The sequence below is a fragment of the Actinomycetospora aeridis genome, assembly GCF_037400275.1.
GTDB lineage: Bacteria > Actinomycetota > Actinomycetes > Mycobacteriales > Pseudonocardiaceae > Actinomycetospora > Actinomycetospora aeridis.
In genome coordinates this window covers 371807-387608 of the sequence record NZ_JBBEGL010000004.1, presented here as the reverse complement: position 1 = coordinate 387608, position 15802 = coordinate 371807, and the positions used below count along the sequence as shown (strand labels likewise).

Sequence of the window (15802 nt, the reverse complement as noted above, 5' to 3'; positions counted from 1 at the left end):
GATCGGGGGGTGGACACGCCGGTCGCCGACGCCCCGGAGGTCGCGGCGCCCCGCCCGGCCGTTGTCGGTGTCGGCGTCGGTGCCGTACTGCTGGTCGGCGGCCTGGCGGGCGCCGTCGTGTCGCTGGTGCTGCTGCTCGACAAGCTGGCGCTGCTCGCCGACCCGACGTTCGTGCCGTCCTGCAGCATCGACCCGGTGCTGTCGTGCGGGACGATCATGCGGACCTGGCAGGCGTCGCTGCTGGGCTTCCCGAACCCCGTGATCGGCCTCGCGACCTTCCCCGTCGCGGCGGCTCTCGGCGCCCTGGTGCTCGGCGGCGTGACGCTGCCCCGCTGGGTGTGGTGGAGCCTGCAGGCCGGGACCACGGCCGGGCTGCTGTTCGTCCACTGGCTGATCGTCCAGAGCCTCGCGGTGATCCACGCCCTGTGCCCGTGGTGCATGGTGGCCTGGGTCGCGGTGATCGCGATGTTCTGGTTCGTCACCGTGCACAACCTGCGCGCCGGCACCCTCGGCGGCGAGCCGGCGACGCTGCGGCGCCACGGCTGGGGGCTCGCGGCCTGGTACCTCGCGATCGTCGTGGCGATCGTCGCGACGTTCCCCGCCTGGGCGGCCGGGCTGGTGGGGCTGTGAGTGCTCCCGCGGGCGACGTCCTCGATCTCGACATCGGGGGCATGACGTGCGCGTCCTGCGCGTCGCGGATCGAGCGCCGGCTCAACCGTCTCGACGGCGTGGTGGCGACCGTGGACCTCGCCGGCGACAGCGCCCGCGTCGTCATCGACTCACCGGACGTCACCACGACGACCGTCGTCGACACCGTCGCGAAGCTCGGGTACACGGCCCGGCCCGCGCGCCCCGCCGACGCCGACGAGGAGCCCGGGGCCGAGGACGCGGAGCTGCGCGACCTCTGGCGCCGGCTGGTCGTCGCCGCGGCGCTGTTCCTGCCGGTGGCCGACCTCGCGCTCGTCATGACCGCGGTGCCCTCGCTGCGCTTCCCGGGCTGGGAGCTGCTGCTGGCGGTGCTCGCCGCGCCGGTGGTGCTGTGGTCGGCGTGGCCGCTGCACCGGCGCGCACTCGCCGGGCTGCGCCACGGCACGACGTCGATGGACACGCTGGTCTCGCTGGGCATCGTCGCGGCGACGGTGTGGTCGGTGGGGGCGGTGCTGGGGGGCGTCCCGGAGGGGCCGGCCGCGAGCACCTGGGACCTGCTGCTGCACCCGAGCGGGCCGGTGTACCTCGAGGTCGCGGCCGGGGTGACGACGTTCGTGCTCGCGGGCCGCTACGTCGAGCGCCGCGCGCGCCGGGCGTCCGGGGACGCGCTGGCCGCGCTCGCGCGCCTGGCCGCGCGGGACGTCACGGTGCTCGCCGACGACGGGACCGAGACGCGGGTGCCGGTGGCGTCGCTCGCCGTCGGGACGCGCTTCCTGGTGCGGCCCGGCGAGAAGGTCGCCGCGGACGGTCGGGTCGTCGCGGGCCGCTCGGCGGTCGACCGCAGCATGCTCACCGGCGAGCCGGTGCCGTCCGACGCGGAGGTCGGCGACCGGGTGGTCGGCGGCACGGTCGCGGTCTCGGGCCGGCTCGTGGTCGAGGCGACCGCGGTGGGCGAGGCCACCGCGCTGGCCGGGATGGTGCGGCTGGTCCGCGACGCGCGCGCCGACAAGGCCGACGTGCAGCGTCTCGTCGACCGGATCTCGGCGTGGTTCGTGCCGGCGGTCGTGGTGCTGGCCGTGCTGACCGCGCTGGGGTGGTGGCTCGCCGGCGCCGGGGCGGCGGGCGCGTTCTCCCCGGCGCTCGCGGTGCTCGTGATCGCCTGCCCGTGCGCGCTCGGGCTGGCGACGCCGATGGCGATGGTCGTGGCCTCCGGGCGCGGCGCGCGACGGGGCATCTTCCTCAAGGGCCACCACGCGCTGGAGACCAGCCGCCGCGTCGACACCGTGGTGCTGGACAAGACCGGGACGCTGACCACGGGACGCATGACCGTGGTCGCCGTCCTCGGGGGCGACTTCGTCCTGGCTCGGGCCGCCGCCGTCGAGCGGGGGTCGGAGCATGCGATCGCCTCAGCGGTCGTGGCTGCCGGTCCGGCCGACGTCGACGAGCCCGCGGACTTCGAGGCGCTGCCCGGGCTGGGCGCGCGGGGGGTCGTCGACGGGGTGACCGTCACCGTGGGGCGCCCGGACCTGGTGGGCACGATCCCGTCCTCGCTGGCCGGGCCGTGGGCGGAGGCCGAGGAGGCCGGGCACACCGTCGTCGCCGTGGGGTGGGACTCCGCGGTGCAGGGAGCGGTGGTGCTTGCCGACGAGGTGAAGCCCAGTGCGGCCCCGGCCGTCGCGGCTCTGCGTCAGGCCGGTCTGCACCCGGTGCTGCTCTCCGGCGACCACGAGCGGGCGGCGCGCTACGTGGCCGACGCCGTCGGGATCGACGAGGTCGTCGCCGGCGTGCTGCCCGAGGGCAAGCTCGCGTTCCTCGCCGAGCGGCGCGCCGCGGGCGCGGTGGTGGCCATGGTCGGCGACGGCGTCAACGACGGCCCCGCCCTCGCCGCCGCGGACCTCGGCCTCGCGGTGGGCACGGGCACCGACGTCGCCCTCGACGCCGCCGACGTCATCCTCGTGCGCGACGACCTCACCGCCGTCCCCGAGGCCCTGGCGCTCGCGCGCGCCACCCACCGCACGATCCGCGTCAACCTCGGCTGGGCGTTCGGCTACAACGTCGCCGCGGTGCCCCTCGCCGTCGCCGGCCTGCTCAACCCGCTGCTCGCGGGACTGGCGATGGCCCTGTCATCCCTGCTCGTCGTCACCTCCAGCCTGCGCCTGCGGGGTCGGTGACCCGTCCGGGGCTCGCCGAGGGGGAGCGAGGGTCACCCTCGCTGCGTGGGACGCAGCCACGGTGACCCTCGCTCCGACACCGTCAGCCGGCGAGCACCGGGTCCAGCTCGGGCGAGCCGGCGTCGATGCGGCGGCCGTCGAGCACGATCGTCGGCGTCCCGAAGGAGCCCTGCTGCTGCAGCGCCGGGTCGTTCGAGGCGTTCTGGAAGTTGACGGCGACCTCGCCGAGGTGGCGGCCGTTGGTGACGCACTCGGCGTACCCCGGGCCGGCGCCCGCGCGCTGCCCGAGGTCGATCAGCTGGCCGGTGTCGTAGCCGAGCGCGCCCTCGGGCGGCTGGGCGGCGTAGAGGCTCGTGTGCACGGCCGGGAAGGCGTTGCTCTCGGCCGCGCAGATCATCGCGTTGCCGGCCGCCGAGGAGTAACCGGGCGGGGAGGAGCGCTGGTCGAGCAGGTTCACGAGGTGGTAGCGGACCTGCACGCGTCCCGCGGCGACGGCCTGGGCGATGCGGTCGCCCTCGCGCTGCTCGAAGGCCTGGCAGGCGGGGCAGAGGGCGTCCTCGTAGAGGTCAAGGGTGTGGGGCGCCGGTCCGCCTGCGGTGACGACGCCGTCGGCGACGGTCGTCGTGTACTGCGCGGGGGCCGGGGTCACCGCGACCGCGGCGGGACCGGCGCTCTCGGAGGAGTTGCCGGAGAGGAAGACGCCGCCGAAGACCACCGCCGCGACGAGGACCACGACGACGACCGCCACGATCGTCGGCATCCGGGACGCCGTGGACTTCTTCGGTGCCGGGCGCTTCGGGCGCGTCGCCATCCGGGGGGACCTCCTCGTGTCGTGGACGCCGACGAGTGTGCGGCGTCGGGGGTGCAGGTCGCCCGGCGCGGGGTGCTGGTTCCCGGTGATCGACGTGGCGTTACGGACACTGGACGTCAGCGACGCCACGCCGCGGACACGTCAGCGGCGGCGGGCGAGGTCGGCGAGCATCGCGTTCCAGGCGGCCAGTTCGGCGTCGCCGTCGCGGTCGGCGTGACGGTCGCGGCGGGTCGCGTCGCGGCTGTCGGCGCGCGACCACTGCACGAGCAGCACGAGCAGGACGACCACCAGCGGCGCCTCTCCCGACGCCCACGCGATGCCGCCGCCGAGGCGCTGGTCGGCGAGCAGGTCGGTCACCCACGGCAGCGCCACCTGCCCGAAGAACGCCTGCCCGATCACCACGTCGGTGCTCATGAGGGCGACGGCGAAGAACGCGTGGAACGGCATCGACGCCAGCAGCATCGCCAGCCGCCCGAGGTGGGGCAGCGGGCGCGGCGGGCGGTCCACGCCGATGATCGGCCAGAAGAACAGCGCCCCGGTGATCATGAAGTGCGCGAACATCAGCTGGTGCGCCCAGTGGTAGGGCAGCGCCGCGGCGTAGATCGGGGAGAGGTACAGCGCGTAGAACGAGCCGACGAACAGCGCGAGCGCCACGAGCGGGTGGGTCAGGGCACGGGTCAGCGGCGCGTCGAGCAGCGAGAGCAGCCACGCGCGCGGCCCGTCGTCCCCGGTCGGCAGCGCGCGCAGGGCCAGCGTCACCGGCCCGCCGAGCACCAGCAGGATCGGCACGCCCATCGACAGCAGCATGTGCACGCCCATGTGCACGCTGAAGGTCGCCATCGAGTGCGCCCCGAGCCCCGAGCTCGTCGCCCAGACCAGCAGGGCGCACCCCGCGAGCCACGACCACGTCCGTCCGAGGGGCCACGCGTCGCCGCGAGCGCGCAGCCGCCGCACCCCGCCCAGGTACGTCGCGGCGAGCACCGCGGCGACCACGACCCACAGCAGGTTGAGCCGCCCGGGACCGAGCAGGCCCAGCACGGTCGGGGGGTCGAGCCGGTAGCCCAGGGCGGCGTCCTGGATCCCCTCGACGGTCGTGAGCACCGGTTCGGTGAGGGCCCGCGGGAGCTCGGTGGCGAGCACCGCCCCGAGCCCCACGGCGGGCACGAGCAGCGCCGCCACCGCCGGCCCCGGGACCCGCCCGCGCGCGGTGAGCACCGCGGCCACCACGAGGAGGGTGAGCTGCAGCAGGGCGACCGGGCCGTGGAGTCCGGAGAACCACGCGCCGCGCACGAGGACGGACTCCGCGACGACGACGCCTGCCACCGTCGTGCCCGCCGCGACCAGGGCGATCGGGCGAGCCCGCCCGGGGGCGTCCCGACCCGGCTGCACGGTCTCGAGCAGGGCGAGGCCGAGCCACACGGCGGCGGCGACGGCCGCCACGGCGGCGGCGTCGGTGGCGATGTCGTGGCCCCCGCGCGCGCTCGCCACCTGCCCGGTCACGGCCGGGGCGACGACGCCGAGCACGGCGAGCGGCAGCGCGCCGACCGTGGTGCGCCACGACAGCGTCACTCGGCAGAGCACGGCCACCACGGCCGCGAGGACGGCGGCGACGAGGAAGCCGGCCGGCTCCTCGAGCGCGCCCGCGGCGGCGAGGAACGCGTCGGGCTCGGTGAGGATGCGCGTGCTGCTGCCGGTACCCGTCAGCACCGTGAGCACGGCCGCGGCGAGGGCGCCGACGGCCCAGACGGTCGCGGCGCCGCCCGCCCAGCGCACCGCCGCGTAGGCGTGCGCCCCGAGGGCCCCGTCGCGCGAGGACCGGGCGACGACCGCGCCCACGAGCCCGCCGAGGGTCGCACCCGACGCCAGCAGGACCACCAGGCGCGCCAGGGGCGTCGTCACCTGGAGCGCGGGCGGCGGCGCGGTGACCCCGAGCGCGACCGCCGGCAGGTCCCCGCGGAGGACGGCGAACACCACGACGACGCCGGCGACCAGCAGCGCCGGGATCACGAGGACGGCCCGGCGGTCAGGCGACGTCGGACTCACGCTCCCAGGGGGTCGGGACGGTGGCGCGCGGGCCGTCGGGCGCCACTGGCAGGTCGTCGGGACGGGAGCGCCACCGCGCACCCGGGCTCGGGCCGGCGCCGGGGCGCGGGACGGTCCGCACCACCGCGAGCCCCAGCAGGAAGCCCGCGACGACCACGAGGTGGGACACGACGCGGGCGGGCTCGACGCGCCCGGCGACGAGGTCGATGCCCGAGAGCACCGCGAGCACCGCGATGAACGCCCCGAGCACGGGCATCAGGCCGGCGAGGTGGCGCGTCCACAGCGCGCCGGCGACGAAGGCGACGCCGAGGGCCAGGTTCCACGCCGCGCTCTCGTGCGCCGCGTGCGCCATCCCGGCGCCGAGCACCATGAGCGGGTCGGACCCGTGCCCCGCGTGGGTCGCCGCGGCGGTCGTCGCGCCGACCAGCCCCACCAGCCCGAGCACCGCCTGCGCCAGCCCCACGGCCGCGAGCCCCGCGCGGGCGGTGACGCCCCGCCAGCGCACCCGCGGTCCCGGGGCGGCGTCCACGACCCGGGCGACGAGGTCCGGCCCCCCGACCACCACACCCGTGCGGGCGCGGCGCGTCACGGCCTCCGCGTCGCGCTGCCACGCCCGGCAGGCCGCGCAGCCGGCGAGGTGCGCGTCGACCCGGGCCCGCTCCTCGGGGCCGGCCTCGCCGTCGAGCGCGGCCGACACCGCCTCCCGGCAGGTGTCGCAGTCGGAGGAGCTGGCCATGCCGTGCTGGTCGCCGCGGGGGTCGTCGGAGTTCCCGCCGGTGTTCACCCGCTGCGATGCGCCCGCTCGGCCCCGGGCTCGCCGAGGGCGACGACGAGGTCGGCGCGGGCCCGGGCGACGCGCGAGCGGATCGTGCCGATCGGGCACCCGCACACCCCAGCGGCGTCCTCGTAGCTCAGCCCGATCATCTGGGTGAGCACGAACGCCTCGCGACGGTCGGCGTCGAGGGCGGCGAGCGCGTCGCGCACGGCGGCCGACTCCGCGGGGTCGGGCTGCGGGGCGCGGCCCAGCGGGTGGTCGTCCTCGGCCGGTTCGGCGGGCGCCACCGGGCGGCGGGCGCGACGGCGCAGGTGGTCGGCGGCGACCCGGCGCGCGATCGAGAGCAGCCAGCTCCGCGCCGGGGCGTCGCCCCGGTAGCGGCGCAGCGACCCGAGCGCGCGCTCGTAGGTCTCCTGGGCGAGCTCCTCGGCGGAGCCCGGGTCGGCGAGGTGCCCGAGCAGCCGCCAGACCTGGTGCTGGGTGGCGGCGACGAACTCCCCGGCCGCGGCGCGATCACCCTCCCGGGCGCGCAGCGCCAGCGCGGTGATGCTCGCGTCGTCCACCGGGGCCTCCTCTCTCCCACGCACGGGGTCGTCGCGCGGGGCCCCGGAGTTCCCGGGCGTGACCGTGGCGACAACGGGCTCCGCCGGGCCCGGGACGCTCCCTACCGTGCTCCTCCGACGGTAGGCCCCCGGGCCGGATGAGAAGACGCGGGCCCACACCTGAGAACGCTGCTCCGACCGGGCACGGCGGGTCGGGGCAGCAAGGTGAGAGACGTGCGGCCGCACCGACCCCACTACCGTTCGCGCGAGCCACGGACATCCATCCACGGAGGACCGGCATGACCGACCACGCGCCGCTGCCGACGAGCGGTCTGCAGCACGTCACGACGTTCTGCGGCCAGTGCTCGTGCGGCTGCCCGGAGCTCTACCTCGATCCCGCCGCGGACGAGGACCGCCGGGTGGTCATCACCGACGACTTCGGCCAGGCCATCCGCATGAGCGTCGCGCAGCTCGCGGTGATCGTCGACGACGCCCGCAACGGCGTGCTCGACGAGCTCCTCGCAGTATCCGGCGGCAGCTCCGCTCCGCTGCGTGCCGCGGGCCCCCGGTGAGCCTTCCCGCCCCCGTCGCCGGGTTCCTCGCGGCGCTCTTCCTCGCGGCGGCGGTGCTGTGCGTCGCGAGCCTGTGGCGACGCCGGGGTCGGCACGAGGGCGCCGCGACGGCGTCCGAGGCGAACCACGTCGTGATGAGCCTCGGGATGGCGGCGATGGTGCTGCCCGCGACGACGGACCTCGTGCCGCCGGTCGCGGGCGCGGTGGCCTTCGCCGTGCTGGGCGCGGCGTGGACGGTCCGGCTGGTCGCCCTGCGGTCGCGCGGGATCGCGCTGGGTTCGGCCATCGGCGGCGACCGGTGCGCCGCCCACCCCACCCACCTGCTGCTGAGCAACGCCGCCATGGCCGTCATGTACGTGGCGATGGTGCCGAGCGGCGGCGCGATGGCCGGGATGGACGCGGGCGGGCACGCGGGCCACGGCGGCGCGGCGGGCTCCCCGCTGGCGCTGCAGGCCGTCGCGTTCGGGCTCGCGGTCTACCTGCTCGTGCACACCGCCCTGACCGTCGGGCAGCTCGTGCGCTCGTCGTCGGCGGTGCTCGTCACCGCCGGGGGCGGCGGCGCGCCCGGACCGATGGCGCGCGTCGGCCGCGTCGTCGACGCCCCCGCCGTGCAGCTCGGCTGCCAGGCCGTCACCGGGGCCGGGATGGCCCTGATGCTGCTCGTGCACTGACCCACCCCGGCCCCCTCAGCTCCCCGAGAGGCTTCCCGTGACCGTCGTCGAGCAGCCCGATGCTGCGCCCGACCGGGCGCCGGAGCGCGGCACCTGGGCGCTGCTGCGTCCCCTCGTGCTGCGCATCCACTTCTGGGCCGGCGTGCTGGTGGGGCCGTTCCTGCTGGTGGCGGCGCTGACGGGCCTCGTCTACACGCTGATGCCGTCGCTCGAGCCGGTCGTCTACCGCGACGAGCTCACCGTGCCGGCATCGGAGGCGCAGGTCCCGCTGGCCGACCAGGTCCGCGTCGGCATGGACGCGATGCCGGGGACCGAGCTGCGCTCCGTGCGCCCCGGTCCGACGCCCACCGACAGCACGCAGGTGATCGCGAACGACCCGGCCCTGCCCGAGTCGTCCTACCGGACGGCGTTCGTCGACCCCCACACCGGCGACCTGCGCGGCGTGCTCGAGACCTACGGGTCCGGGCAGGCGATGCCGCTGCGCGCCTGGGTCGACCAGCTGCACCGCAACCTGCACCTCGGCGACGCCGGCCGCCTCTACACGGAGCTCGCGGCGTCGTGGCTGTGGGTGCTCGTGCTCGCCGGGCTCGCGCTGTGGGTGGGCCTGATCCGCCGGCGACGCACGGAGCGGGCGGCGGCCCTGCTCGTACCGCGCGTCTCGGGCGGGCGCCGGGCGCGGCTGCTCTCGTGGCACGCCGTGGTGGGGCTCTGGGCCGCGATCGGGCTGCTGTTCCTCTCGGCCACCGGTCTCACGTGGTCGACCTACGCCGGGGAGAACATCGGCGCCCTGCGCGAGCAGCTGTCCTGGGAGACCCCCGAACCCGCGTCCGCGCTGCCCGGGACCACCGGCGTCGTCCCCGAGGCCGGGGCGCACGCCGACCACGGCGGCACGCCCGGCACGAGCGCGGCCGAGGCGTCCCCGTCGTCCTACGACCTGGCCGCCCGCGTCGCCGCCGACCACGGTCTCGACGGGCTCGTCGAGATCACGCCGGGCGAGGAGCCCGGCGCGGCGACCACCGTCACCCAGATCGACCGCACCTGGCCCGAGGAGCACGACGCGATCGCGCTCGACCCCGCCACCGGGCAGGTCACCGACGTCGTGCGCTTCGCCGACTGGCCCCTGGCCGCCCAGCTCGCCACCTACGGGATCGACGCGCACATGGGCTACCTGTTCGGCGTGGCCAACCAGGTCGTGCTCGCGGTGCTCGCCGCCGGGCTCGCCTGCATGGTCGTCTGGGGGTACGTGCTGTGGTGGCGGCGCGGGCCGGGGCGGCGCCCCGGGCACGTGCCGGCCGACGGCGTGCTGCGCTCCCTGCCGCGTCCGCAGCTGGCCGGGGTCGTCGTGGTGACGATCGCGGTCGGGGTCGCCCTGCCGCTGCTCGGTGCGTCGCTGCTGGTGTTCCTGCTGCTCGAGTCGCTGCTGGACCGTCGGCGGACGGGCGGTCCGCCGGAGCCCGCCCGGGACACCGTCCCCGCCGCGGAGGACCCCGTCCGCCGTAGGCCGGACCGGCACCACGGGCGCGGAGCGTGATCTGGCAGCGTGGCGCCCGGTATCGATCGAGACCGTCGGTCCAGAGGACCTGAGGGGGAGCGCCGTGTTCACGCGTCGGGTGGCGGTGGTGGGGACGGGTTACGTCGGGTTGACGACCGGGGCGTGTCTGGCGTCGTTGGGGCACCAGGTCGTCTGCGCGGACATCGACACCGCGAAGGTGGAGCGGCTGCGTCGCGGTGTGGTGGACATCGTGGAGCCGGGTCTGTCGGAGATGGTGGTCGAGCAGGTCTCGGCGGGGCGGTTGTCGTTCGTGGTGGGGGCGGCGTCGGGGGTGTCGTCGGCGTTCCCGGGTGGGTCGGACGGGGTCGATCTCGACGCGGAGATCGTGTTCCTGTGTCTGCCGACGCCGATGGGTGTCGGTGGGGTGGCGGATCTGCGGGCGGTGGAGGCCGTGGTCGAGGAGACCCGGGAGCTGCTGGCCGGGGGCACGGTGGTGGTGAACAAGTCGACGGTGCCGGTGGGGACGGCGGCGCGGACGATGGAGCTGCTGGACCGGGCGGATGTGTCGGTGGTGTCGAACCCGGAGTTCCTGCGTGAGGGTTCGGCGGTGCACGACTTCCTGAACCCGGACCGGATCGTGGTGGGGTGTGACACCGCGGAGGCCGCGGAGCGGGTGGCGGCGTTGTACGCGCGGTTGGGTGCGCCGACGGTGCTGACCGATGCGGCGTCGGCGGAGCTGTTGAAGTACGCGGCGAACTGCTTCCTGGCGATGAAGCTGTCGTACGTGAACGCGATGGCCGAGCTGTGCGAGCGGGTCGGGGCGGACATCACGGATGTGACCGAGGGTCTGGGGTACGACCGGCGGATCGGGCAGGCGTTCCTGTCGCCGGGTCCGGGGTGGGGCGGGTCGTGCCTGCCGAAGGACACGCACGCGTTGTTGCAGGTGGCGGACGCGGCGGACTTCGAGTTCCGGTTGTTGCGGGCGACGATCGACACGAACACCCGGCAGCGGCAGCGGATCGTGGACAAGGTGCGGCACGCCGTGACGGGCAGGCGTGCGGGGTCGTTGACGCGGGTGCGGCTGGGGCTTCTGGGGTTGACGTTCAAGGCGGGTACCGACGATCTGCGGGACTCGCCGGCGTTGGCGATCGCGGCGTTGCTGCGCCAGGCGGGGGCGGAGCTGGTGGGCTACGACCCGGCGCTGTCCGGTGCGGAAGACGCCCCGGCGGAGATCGACGGTGTGACCCTGGTGTCGGACCCCATGGAGGTCGCGCAGGGGGTGGAGGCGCTGGTGGTGCTCACCGAGTGGCCGGTGTTCCGGACCCTGGACTGGGTCGCGCTGGCCGGGGTGATGAAGCAGCCCATCGTGGTCGACACCCGCAACCTGCTCGACCCCGCCACCCTGCGCCGCGCCGGCCTGACCGGCATCGGCCTCGGCCGCCGCGAGGCCTGAGCGCCGCGTCGTGCCCGGGCCGGGTCTGGCCCGGCGCTCGGCGCCCGCTTACGGTTGACGGGTACGTCGGGGCAGCCGCGGGTGCGGCGCGTCGGACCTCAGCCTGGTCTCACTGGAGAGGCGAGCATGCGCTGCGAGATCGCGGTCGACATCGAGTCCTGCCCCGACCACGTCTGGGCGGTGATCACCGACCTCACCCGGTGGCCCCGCTGGACCACCGCGGTGCGCCAGGCGACGCTGCTCGGCGGCGGTGCGCTCGCGCTGCACGGCGTCGTGCGGCTGCGGGCCCCGCGCCTGCCCGAGCGCACCTGGCGCGTGGTCGAGTTCCAGGCGCGGCGCCACCGGTTCGCGCTGCAGAGCGAGGCCCTCGGCGGGCGCTCGAACGTCCGCTTCGCGCTCGGGCCGCCCACCGGCTCGGTGGTCTCCACCGGGGAGGGCGCCCGCACGCGCGTGGTGGTGGCCCACGACCGCGTCGGCTGGATCGGCGAACCGATGGGGCGCCTCACCGCAGGCACGGTGCGGGCGAATTTGCGCACGCTCGCCGACGACCTCAAGGCGCACTGCGAGACCCGCCGCCGCGCCGGCGTCACCGCGTCGACGGGCTGAGCCGAACGGACCTGCGGCCACTGCGCCGCCGGAGTGGTCCTGCTCGGCCGAACGGTCGGTGACCGGCTGTCCGAGGTGAGTTCGCTGTGAGGACAGGAGATCTGTCCCATCATGCGCTGCCTCCACAGCCTCCTGCGTCCCGCCCGTCTCGCCGTCACCGCCTGTCTCGCGGTCGCGCTCGCCCTGATCCCGAGCCCCGTGCCGGCCCACGCCGCGGAGCCCGCGTGGGGGCTGGTGGCGTCGTCGTGCACCGCCCCGGACATCGCGGCCAACCGCGCGGTCGGGATCGGGCTGGTCGAGGTCGAGGCGTACTGGGACCGCTACCTCCCCGGCGGGCCCGGTGCGGTGAACGCCGCCTACGTCGCCGACCTGCGGGCCCGCGTCACGGCGTGCCTGGACAACGGGATCCGCGTCGTCCTGGGCCCGGGCACGCAGTACCCGCCCGCCTGGGTCCGCGGGCTGGCCGGCGCGGGCTTGGTCGACCAGCGCGGCAAGAACCCGACCACCGGCGCGATCGACACCGTCTTCTCGGCCGCCGTCCGCGGGGCGCAGAACGACTACCTGCGCCGGCTCGTCGCCGACCTGCCCTCGGCGCGGCTCGACGGCATCCGCGTCGGCACCAGCACGGCCGGGGAGATCGGCTTCCCGGGGCCGAACGAGGCCGGGGACGGGTTCCTCCAGAGCTGGTGGGCCTACGGCGCCGACGCCCAGCAGGGCACCGGGCTCGCCGCGGGCACGCCCGTCACGCCCATGCCCGGCTGGATCCCGGGCCAGCGCACCTGGAACGGGCGCACCGTCACCGCGTCGATGGCCCAGAACTGGTTCCTCTGGTACTCGCGGTCGCTGTTGTTCGGGATCAAGGGACAGGTCGACGCGCTGCGCGCCGCCGGCTTCTCCCGTCCCGTCCACGTCCCGTCGCCGGGCAAGGGCGTGCTGCCCGCGGACCTCACGACGGCCACCGCCGCCCTGCTCGGCGGCGCCGGTGACCGCGACGGCTCGCTCGGCCGCGGCCTCTACTACGTCGACCAGTTCCCGGCGCTCGCCGGCAACGTCGCCGGCCCGCTCGTCGTGGACCTGACCGGGGTGGACGACGCCACGGCCGTCGTCGCCCGCGGGCTGACCCCACCCCAGGACCGGTGCGCGTCCACCGACGCCACCGCCAGCGTCGCGGCCGGGACCCCGGTGCAGACCTGGTCGAACCTGCGGTTCGCCCGGGCCCAGGCGACGCGGGCCGGGCTCGCCGCGGTCGGGGAGAACCCCGGCCCGCCCGGGGCGGAGACAGGGGGCACGGCGTCCAGCGACCCGATCGCCGAGCAGATCCGGCGCAGCCCCGCCTACGCGCGGGGGTGCAACCTGCTGGCTTTCTTCCTGGCCTTCGAGGACGTGCTCGACGACCCGGCCTCCGGTGTGACGCGTCAGGACTACGCCCGGGCGGTCACGGGCTGATCGTGCGGGGTACGTCACGGGCATGGCTCCTGACCCCGCGCTCGGCACCTCGACCTGGATCCCCGGGCCGCGCCAGGTGGTCCGCGAGGCGCTGATGCTCACGCGGCTGCCCCGCGGGGTGGCCGGGTTGCTGTGGCGCTGCGTGCGACCCGACGTGGCGGTGCACACGACCGAGGTGCCCGGTGACCACCGCGACCTCCCCGAACCCCTGCCCGACGCGACGCTGCGCGACCAGCCGCTCGAGCAGGGGTTCGGGCCCGCGCTGCACCGGGAGTTCCACGTCCGGATCGTCGGCGCGCGGCGCAGCGCCGCCGAGCTGATCGACGCCGTGGCCCGGGACATGAACCGCGCCGTGGTCCCGGGCGTCGCGCGGTTCGACTACGTGGCGGCGACCGGGGCCCTGCACGTGGGCGACGAGCTCGTCGTGCGCATGCCCGGCCCGTGGGACGGCCCGGTGCGGGTGCTGCGGCGCGGGGCCACGTCGTTCCGGCTCGGCACCCTCGTCGGGCACGTCGAGGCCGGTCAGATCGAGTTCGCCGCCCGCGAGCTGCCCGACGGGAAGCTGGAGTTCGGGATCACCACCTGGGCGCGGGCGGGTGACCGCGTCGCCGACGTGCTCTACAGCCGCCTCGGGCTCGCCAAGCAGATCCAGTACCTGCTCTGGGTGGAGTTCTGCGTGCGCGCGGCGGAGGTGTCGGGCGGCCGCGCGGCCGACGGGGTACACGTCACCACCCGCACGGTGGCCTGGCCCGAGGGTGCACACAGCCCGGAGGAAAATTCTTCCGAGGCCGTGTAACGAGCGGGGCCCGGCCGACGACATCCCGTGTGCCCCGCGCGGCCACCGGACCCCCGACCCGGTGGCCCGCGGGGCTTCGTCGTTCCCGGGTCGTGTGACGCGTGGGGTTGCGGGGACACGCGGGGTGAATGTGACGGGGTCGCGTCCCTCGACCGACGTACCCTCGCCCGCGTGGACAGCGACGCGAGGGTGACGACGGCGGTCGTCGGGTTGCTCATCGCGTTCTGTGCGGTGCTGCTCGCGAAGTGGCTCGCGGTGGTGGCGCTCGCCGCCCTCGTGCTCCTCGCCGTGCTGCGCTTCGCGCTGCGGCGCACGGTGCGGGCGTTCCGGGCCCGACGGGCTCGTGTGTCGGCGCCGGTCCCCGAGGTCGCCGCGCCCGTGGCCGCCCGGCGGGACGGGTCCACCCGTCGCGGGTCCACACGTCGCGGGTCCGCCGGGGCGTCGGCGTCGCTGTCCTCGGGGCGCACGTGCTCCTGGTGCGGCCTCGCGGGCGGGCACCACGACCTCCACGGGCAGCCGATGCGCCCGCGCCACGCGCACGCCCTCACCCGGTCCTGACCGCACCCCCGGCTCATGATCACGAGCCCGGTGACGAACACCCGCGAATCCGCGGTGGTCCGTCACCGAGATCCTGATCTCGGAGCGGCCGGGCGAGCTACGGCAGGGTCAGGCGGGCCAGGAGGGCGCGGTGGTCCGAGCCGGGGATGTCGATCACCGCGACGTCCCGCGCCTGCGGGCCCCCGCGGGTGAGCACGTGGTCGATCTGCGCGCCCACGGATCGGGGCACCCCGGCGTACCAGGTGCCGGTCAGCGACTCCCCGCGCTCGGTGGCGGCGTCCGTGCACCCCTGAGCGCCGGCGCGGAACGCCGAGTGGTCCGGGGTCGCGTTGAAGTCGCCGACCACCAGCGCCGGGCCTCCTGCGCACCACCGCTGCAGCAGCGCCAGCTCGCCGGGCCAGTACGCGACCCAGCCCGGCATGATCGACACGACGTGCACGGCGCCGAGGCGGACGGGGCCGAGGATGCCGCCGGTGACCTCGGCCCAGGGGTAGCGGGTGTCGGTCGGCGTCCCGGGGGCGTCGGAGATCGTGCGCGCGGTGACGTCGCCCGCCCGCGGCGCGGCCAGCACCGTGATGCCGCGGACGTCGGCGGTCCGCGGCGGGACGTTCGTCCACGAGCGGTACTCGGGCAGCAGCGCCGCCATCCGGCCCCGGAAGCGCTCGCCGGCCTCGGGCAGGATCACGAGGTCCGGGCGCTCCCGACGGACGACGCCGGCGAGCACGGCCGCGTCGGCCTTGCCCTCGAAGGCGTTGAACGAGAGCACGGTCAGGGGCGTCCCGCCGGCCGGCGGTGCCGCGGCCGGCACGGCGCGGGGGACGACGATCGCGGCCGCGACCGCGACGACGACCGCGACCGCCGCCAGCCCCACCGCGCCCGCCGCCGTGCCGGGGCGGCGACCCAGCAGCCGACGCACCAGCCGACGCAGCACGAGCAGGACGACCACCGTCCCCGCCGCCACCGTGAGCGCGGGGCGCACCGCCGCGAACACCGTGAAGGGCAGGTGCCGGTCGAGCCCGACCAGGTCGGGGAGGAGTACGAGGAACGCCAGGACGACGGGCACCACCACCCGCCCCACGACCGCCGCCGCCCGACGTGCCCGGGAGCGCGGTGGCGCCTCCGGGGCGGGGTCGCGGTCCCGACGCACGAGGTCGGGGACGCGGGACGGCATCGAGTCAGCCTAGATCGCGGGCCGCGGCCGGGGTGTGAGGCCGAGCC

General features: G+C 76.2%; 15 protein-coding genes. 10 read left to right on the top strand and 5 right to left on the bottom strand.

Annotated elements, in window-relative coordinates; all coding sequences use genetic code 11:
- The first annotated feature begins 9 nt into the window (after positions 1 to 9).
- Positions 10 to 630 carry a vitamin K epoxide reductase family protein gene (locus tag WCD41_RS16515; protein WP_337714559.1) on the top strand — a complete coding sequence of 207 codons (621 nt, stop codon included), beginning with the start codon at positions 10 to 12 and terminating at the stop codon, positions 628 to 630.
- A complete protein-coding gene (locus WCD41_RS16510; RefSeq protein ID WP_337714558.1) occupies positions 627 to 2819 on the top strand; it encodes a heavy metal translocating P-type ATPase in 2193 nt (730 codons plus the stop codon). The genes WCD41_RS16515 and WCD41_RS16510 overlap by 4 nt, the downstream gene beginning before the upstream one ends.
- 82 nt (positions 2820 to 2901) lie before the next feature.
- Here the strand turns inward: WCD41_RS16510 and WCD41_RS16505 are convergent, their stop codons facing one another.
- The 4 genes from WCD41_RS16505 to WCD41_RS16490 all read right to left on the bottom strand — a co-directional run bounded on the left by WCD41_RS16505 (position 2902) and on the right by WCD41_RS16490 (position 7011).
- Entirely contained in the window at positions 2902 to 3630 is a 729-nt protein-coding gene (locus WCD41_RS16505; RefSeq protein ID WP_337714557.1) for a DsbA family protein, read from the bottom strand.
- Positions 3631 to 3771: 141 nt separating this feature from the next.
- Complete coding sequence (locus WCD41_RS16500) at positions 3772 to 5673, bottom strand: cytochrome c oxidase assembly protein (RefSeq protein WP_337714556.1); 1902 nt, start codon at positions 5671 to 5673, stop codon at positions 3772 to 3774.
- On the bottom strand, positions 5654 to 6457 hold the full coding sequence (locus tag WCD41_RS16495) for a zf-HC2 domain-containing protein (protein WP_337714555.1): 804 nt from the start codon (positions 6455 to 6457) through the stop codon (positions 5654 to 5656). Before WCD41_RS16495 ends, WCD41_RS16500 begins: the two co-directional genes overlap by 20 nt.
- The gene (locus tag WCD41_RS16490; RefSeq protein ID WP_337714553.1) at positions 6454 to 7011 is read right to left on the bottom strand and encodes a sigma-70 family RNA polymerase sigma factor; all 558 of its coding nucleotides are present in this window, start codon (positions 7009 to 7011) and stop codon (positions 6454 to 6456) included. Before WCD41_RS16490 ends, WCD41_RS16495 begins: the two co-directional genes overlap by 4 nt.
- Before the next feature lie 278 nt (positions 7012 to 7289).
- Between WCD41_RS16490 and WCD41_RS16485 the strand changes: the two genes are divergently transcribed.
- The 8 genes from WCD41_RS16485 (at position 7290) to WCD41_RS16450 (ending at position 14584) form a co-directional block, all read left to right on the top strand.
- Positions 7290 to 7562, top strand: a complete 273-nt coding sequence (locus tag WCD41_RS16485; protein WP_337714552.1) for a hypothetical protein — start codon at positions 7290 to 7292, stop codon at positions 7560 to 7562.
- On the top strand, positions 7559 to 8233 hold the full coding sequence (locus tag WCD41_RS16480; RefSeq protein ID WP_337714551.1) for a DUF5134 domain-containing protein: 675 nt from the start codon (positions 7559 to 7561) through the stop codon (positions 8231 to 8233). The genes WCD41_RS16485 and WCD41_RS16480 overlap by 4 nt, the downstream gene beginning before the upstream one ends.
- 37 nt (positions 8234 to 8270) lie before the next feature.
- Entirely contained in the window at positions 8271 to 9764 is a 1494-nt protein-coding gene (locus WCD41_RS16475) for a PepSY-associated TM helix domain-containing protein (protein ID WP_337714550.1), read from the top strand.
- A 64-nt stretch (positions 9765 to 9828) separates the two neighbouring features.
- The gene (locus WCD41_RS16470; protein ID WP_337714549.1) at positions 9829 to 11178 is read left to right on the top strand and encodes a UDP-glucose dehydrogenase family protein; all 1350 of its coding nucleotides are present in this window, start codon (positions 9829 to 9831) and stop codon (positions 11176 to 11178) included.
- A gap of 126 nt (positions 11179 to 11304) precedes the next feature.
- A complete protein-coding gene (locus tag WCD41_RS16465; RefSeq protein ID WP_337714548.1) occupies positions 11305 to 11784 on the top strand; it encodes an SRPBCC family protein in 480 nt (159 codons plus the stop codon).
- 111 nt (positions 11785 to 11895) lie between these two features.
- Complete coding sequence (locus WCD41_RS16460; RefSeq protein WP_337714547.1) at positions 11896 to 13230, top strand: hypothetical protein; 1335 nt, start codon at positions 11896 to 11898, stop codon at positions 13228 to 13230.
- A gap of 22 nt (positions 13231 to 13252) precedes the next feature.
- Complete coding sequence (locus WCD41_RS16455) at positions 13253 to 14026, top strand: DUF1990 family protein (protein WP_337714546.1); 774 nt, start codon at positions 13253 to 13255, stop codon at positions 14024 to 14026.
- A 171-nt stretch (positions 14027 to 14197) separates the two neighbouring features.
- Positions 14198 to 14584 carry a hypothetical protein gene (locus WCD41_RS16450; RefSeq protein WP_337714545.1) on the top strand — a complete coding sequence of 129 codons (387 nt, stop codon included), beginning with the start codon at positions 14198 to 14200 and terminating at the stop codon, positions 14582 to 14584.
- Positions 14585 to 14681: 97 nt separating this feature from the next.
- Here the strand turns inward: WCD41_RS16450 and WCD41_RS16445 are convergent, their stop codons facing one another.
- Positions 14682 to 15755, bottom strand: coding sequence for an endonuclease/exonuclease/phosphatase family protein (locus WCD41_RS16445; protein WP_337714544.1), 1074 nt, complete (start codon positions 15753 to 15755; stop codon positions 14682 to 14684).
- Between the last annotated feature and the right edge of the window lie 47 nt (positions 15756 to 15802).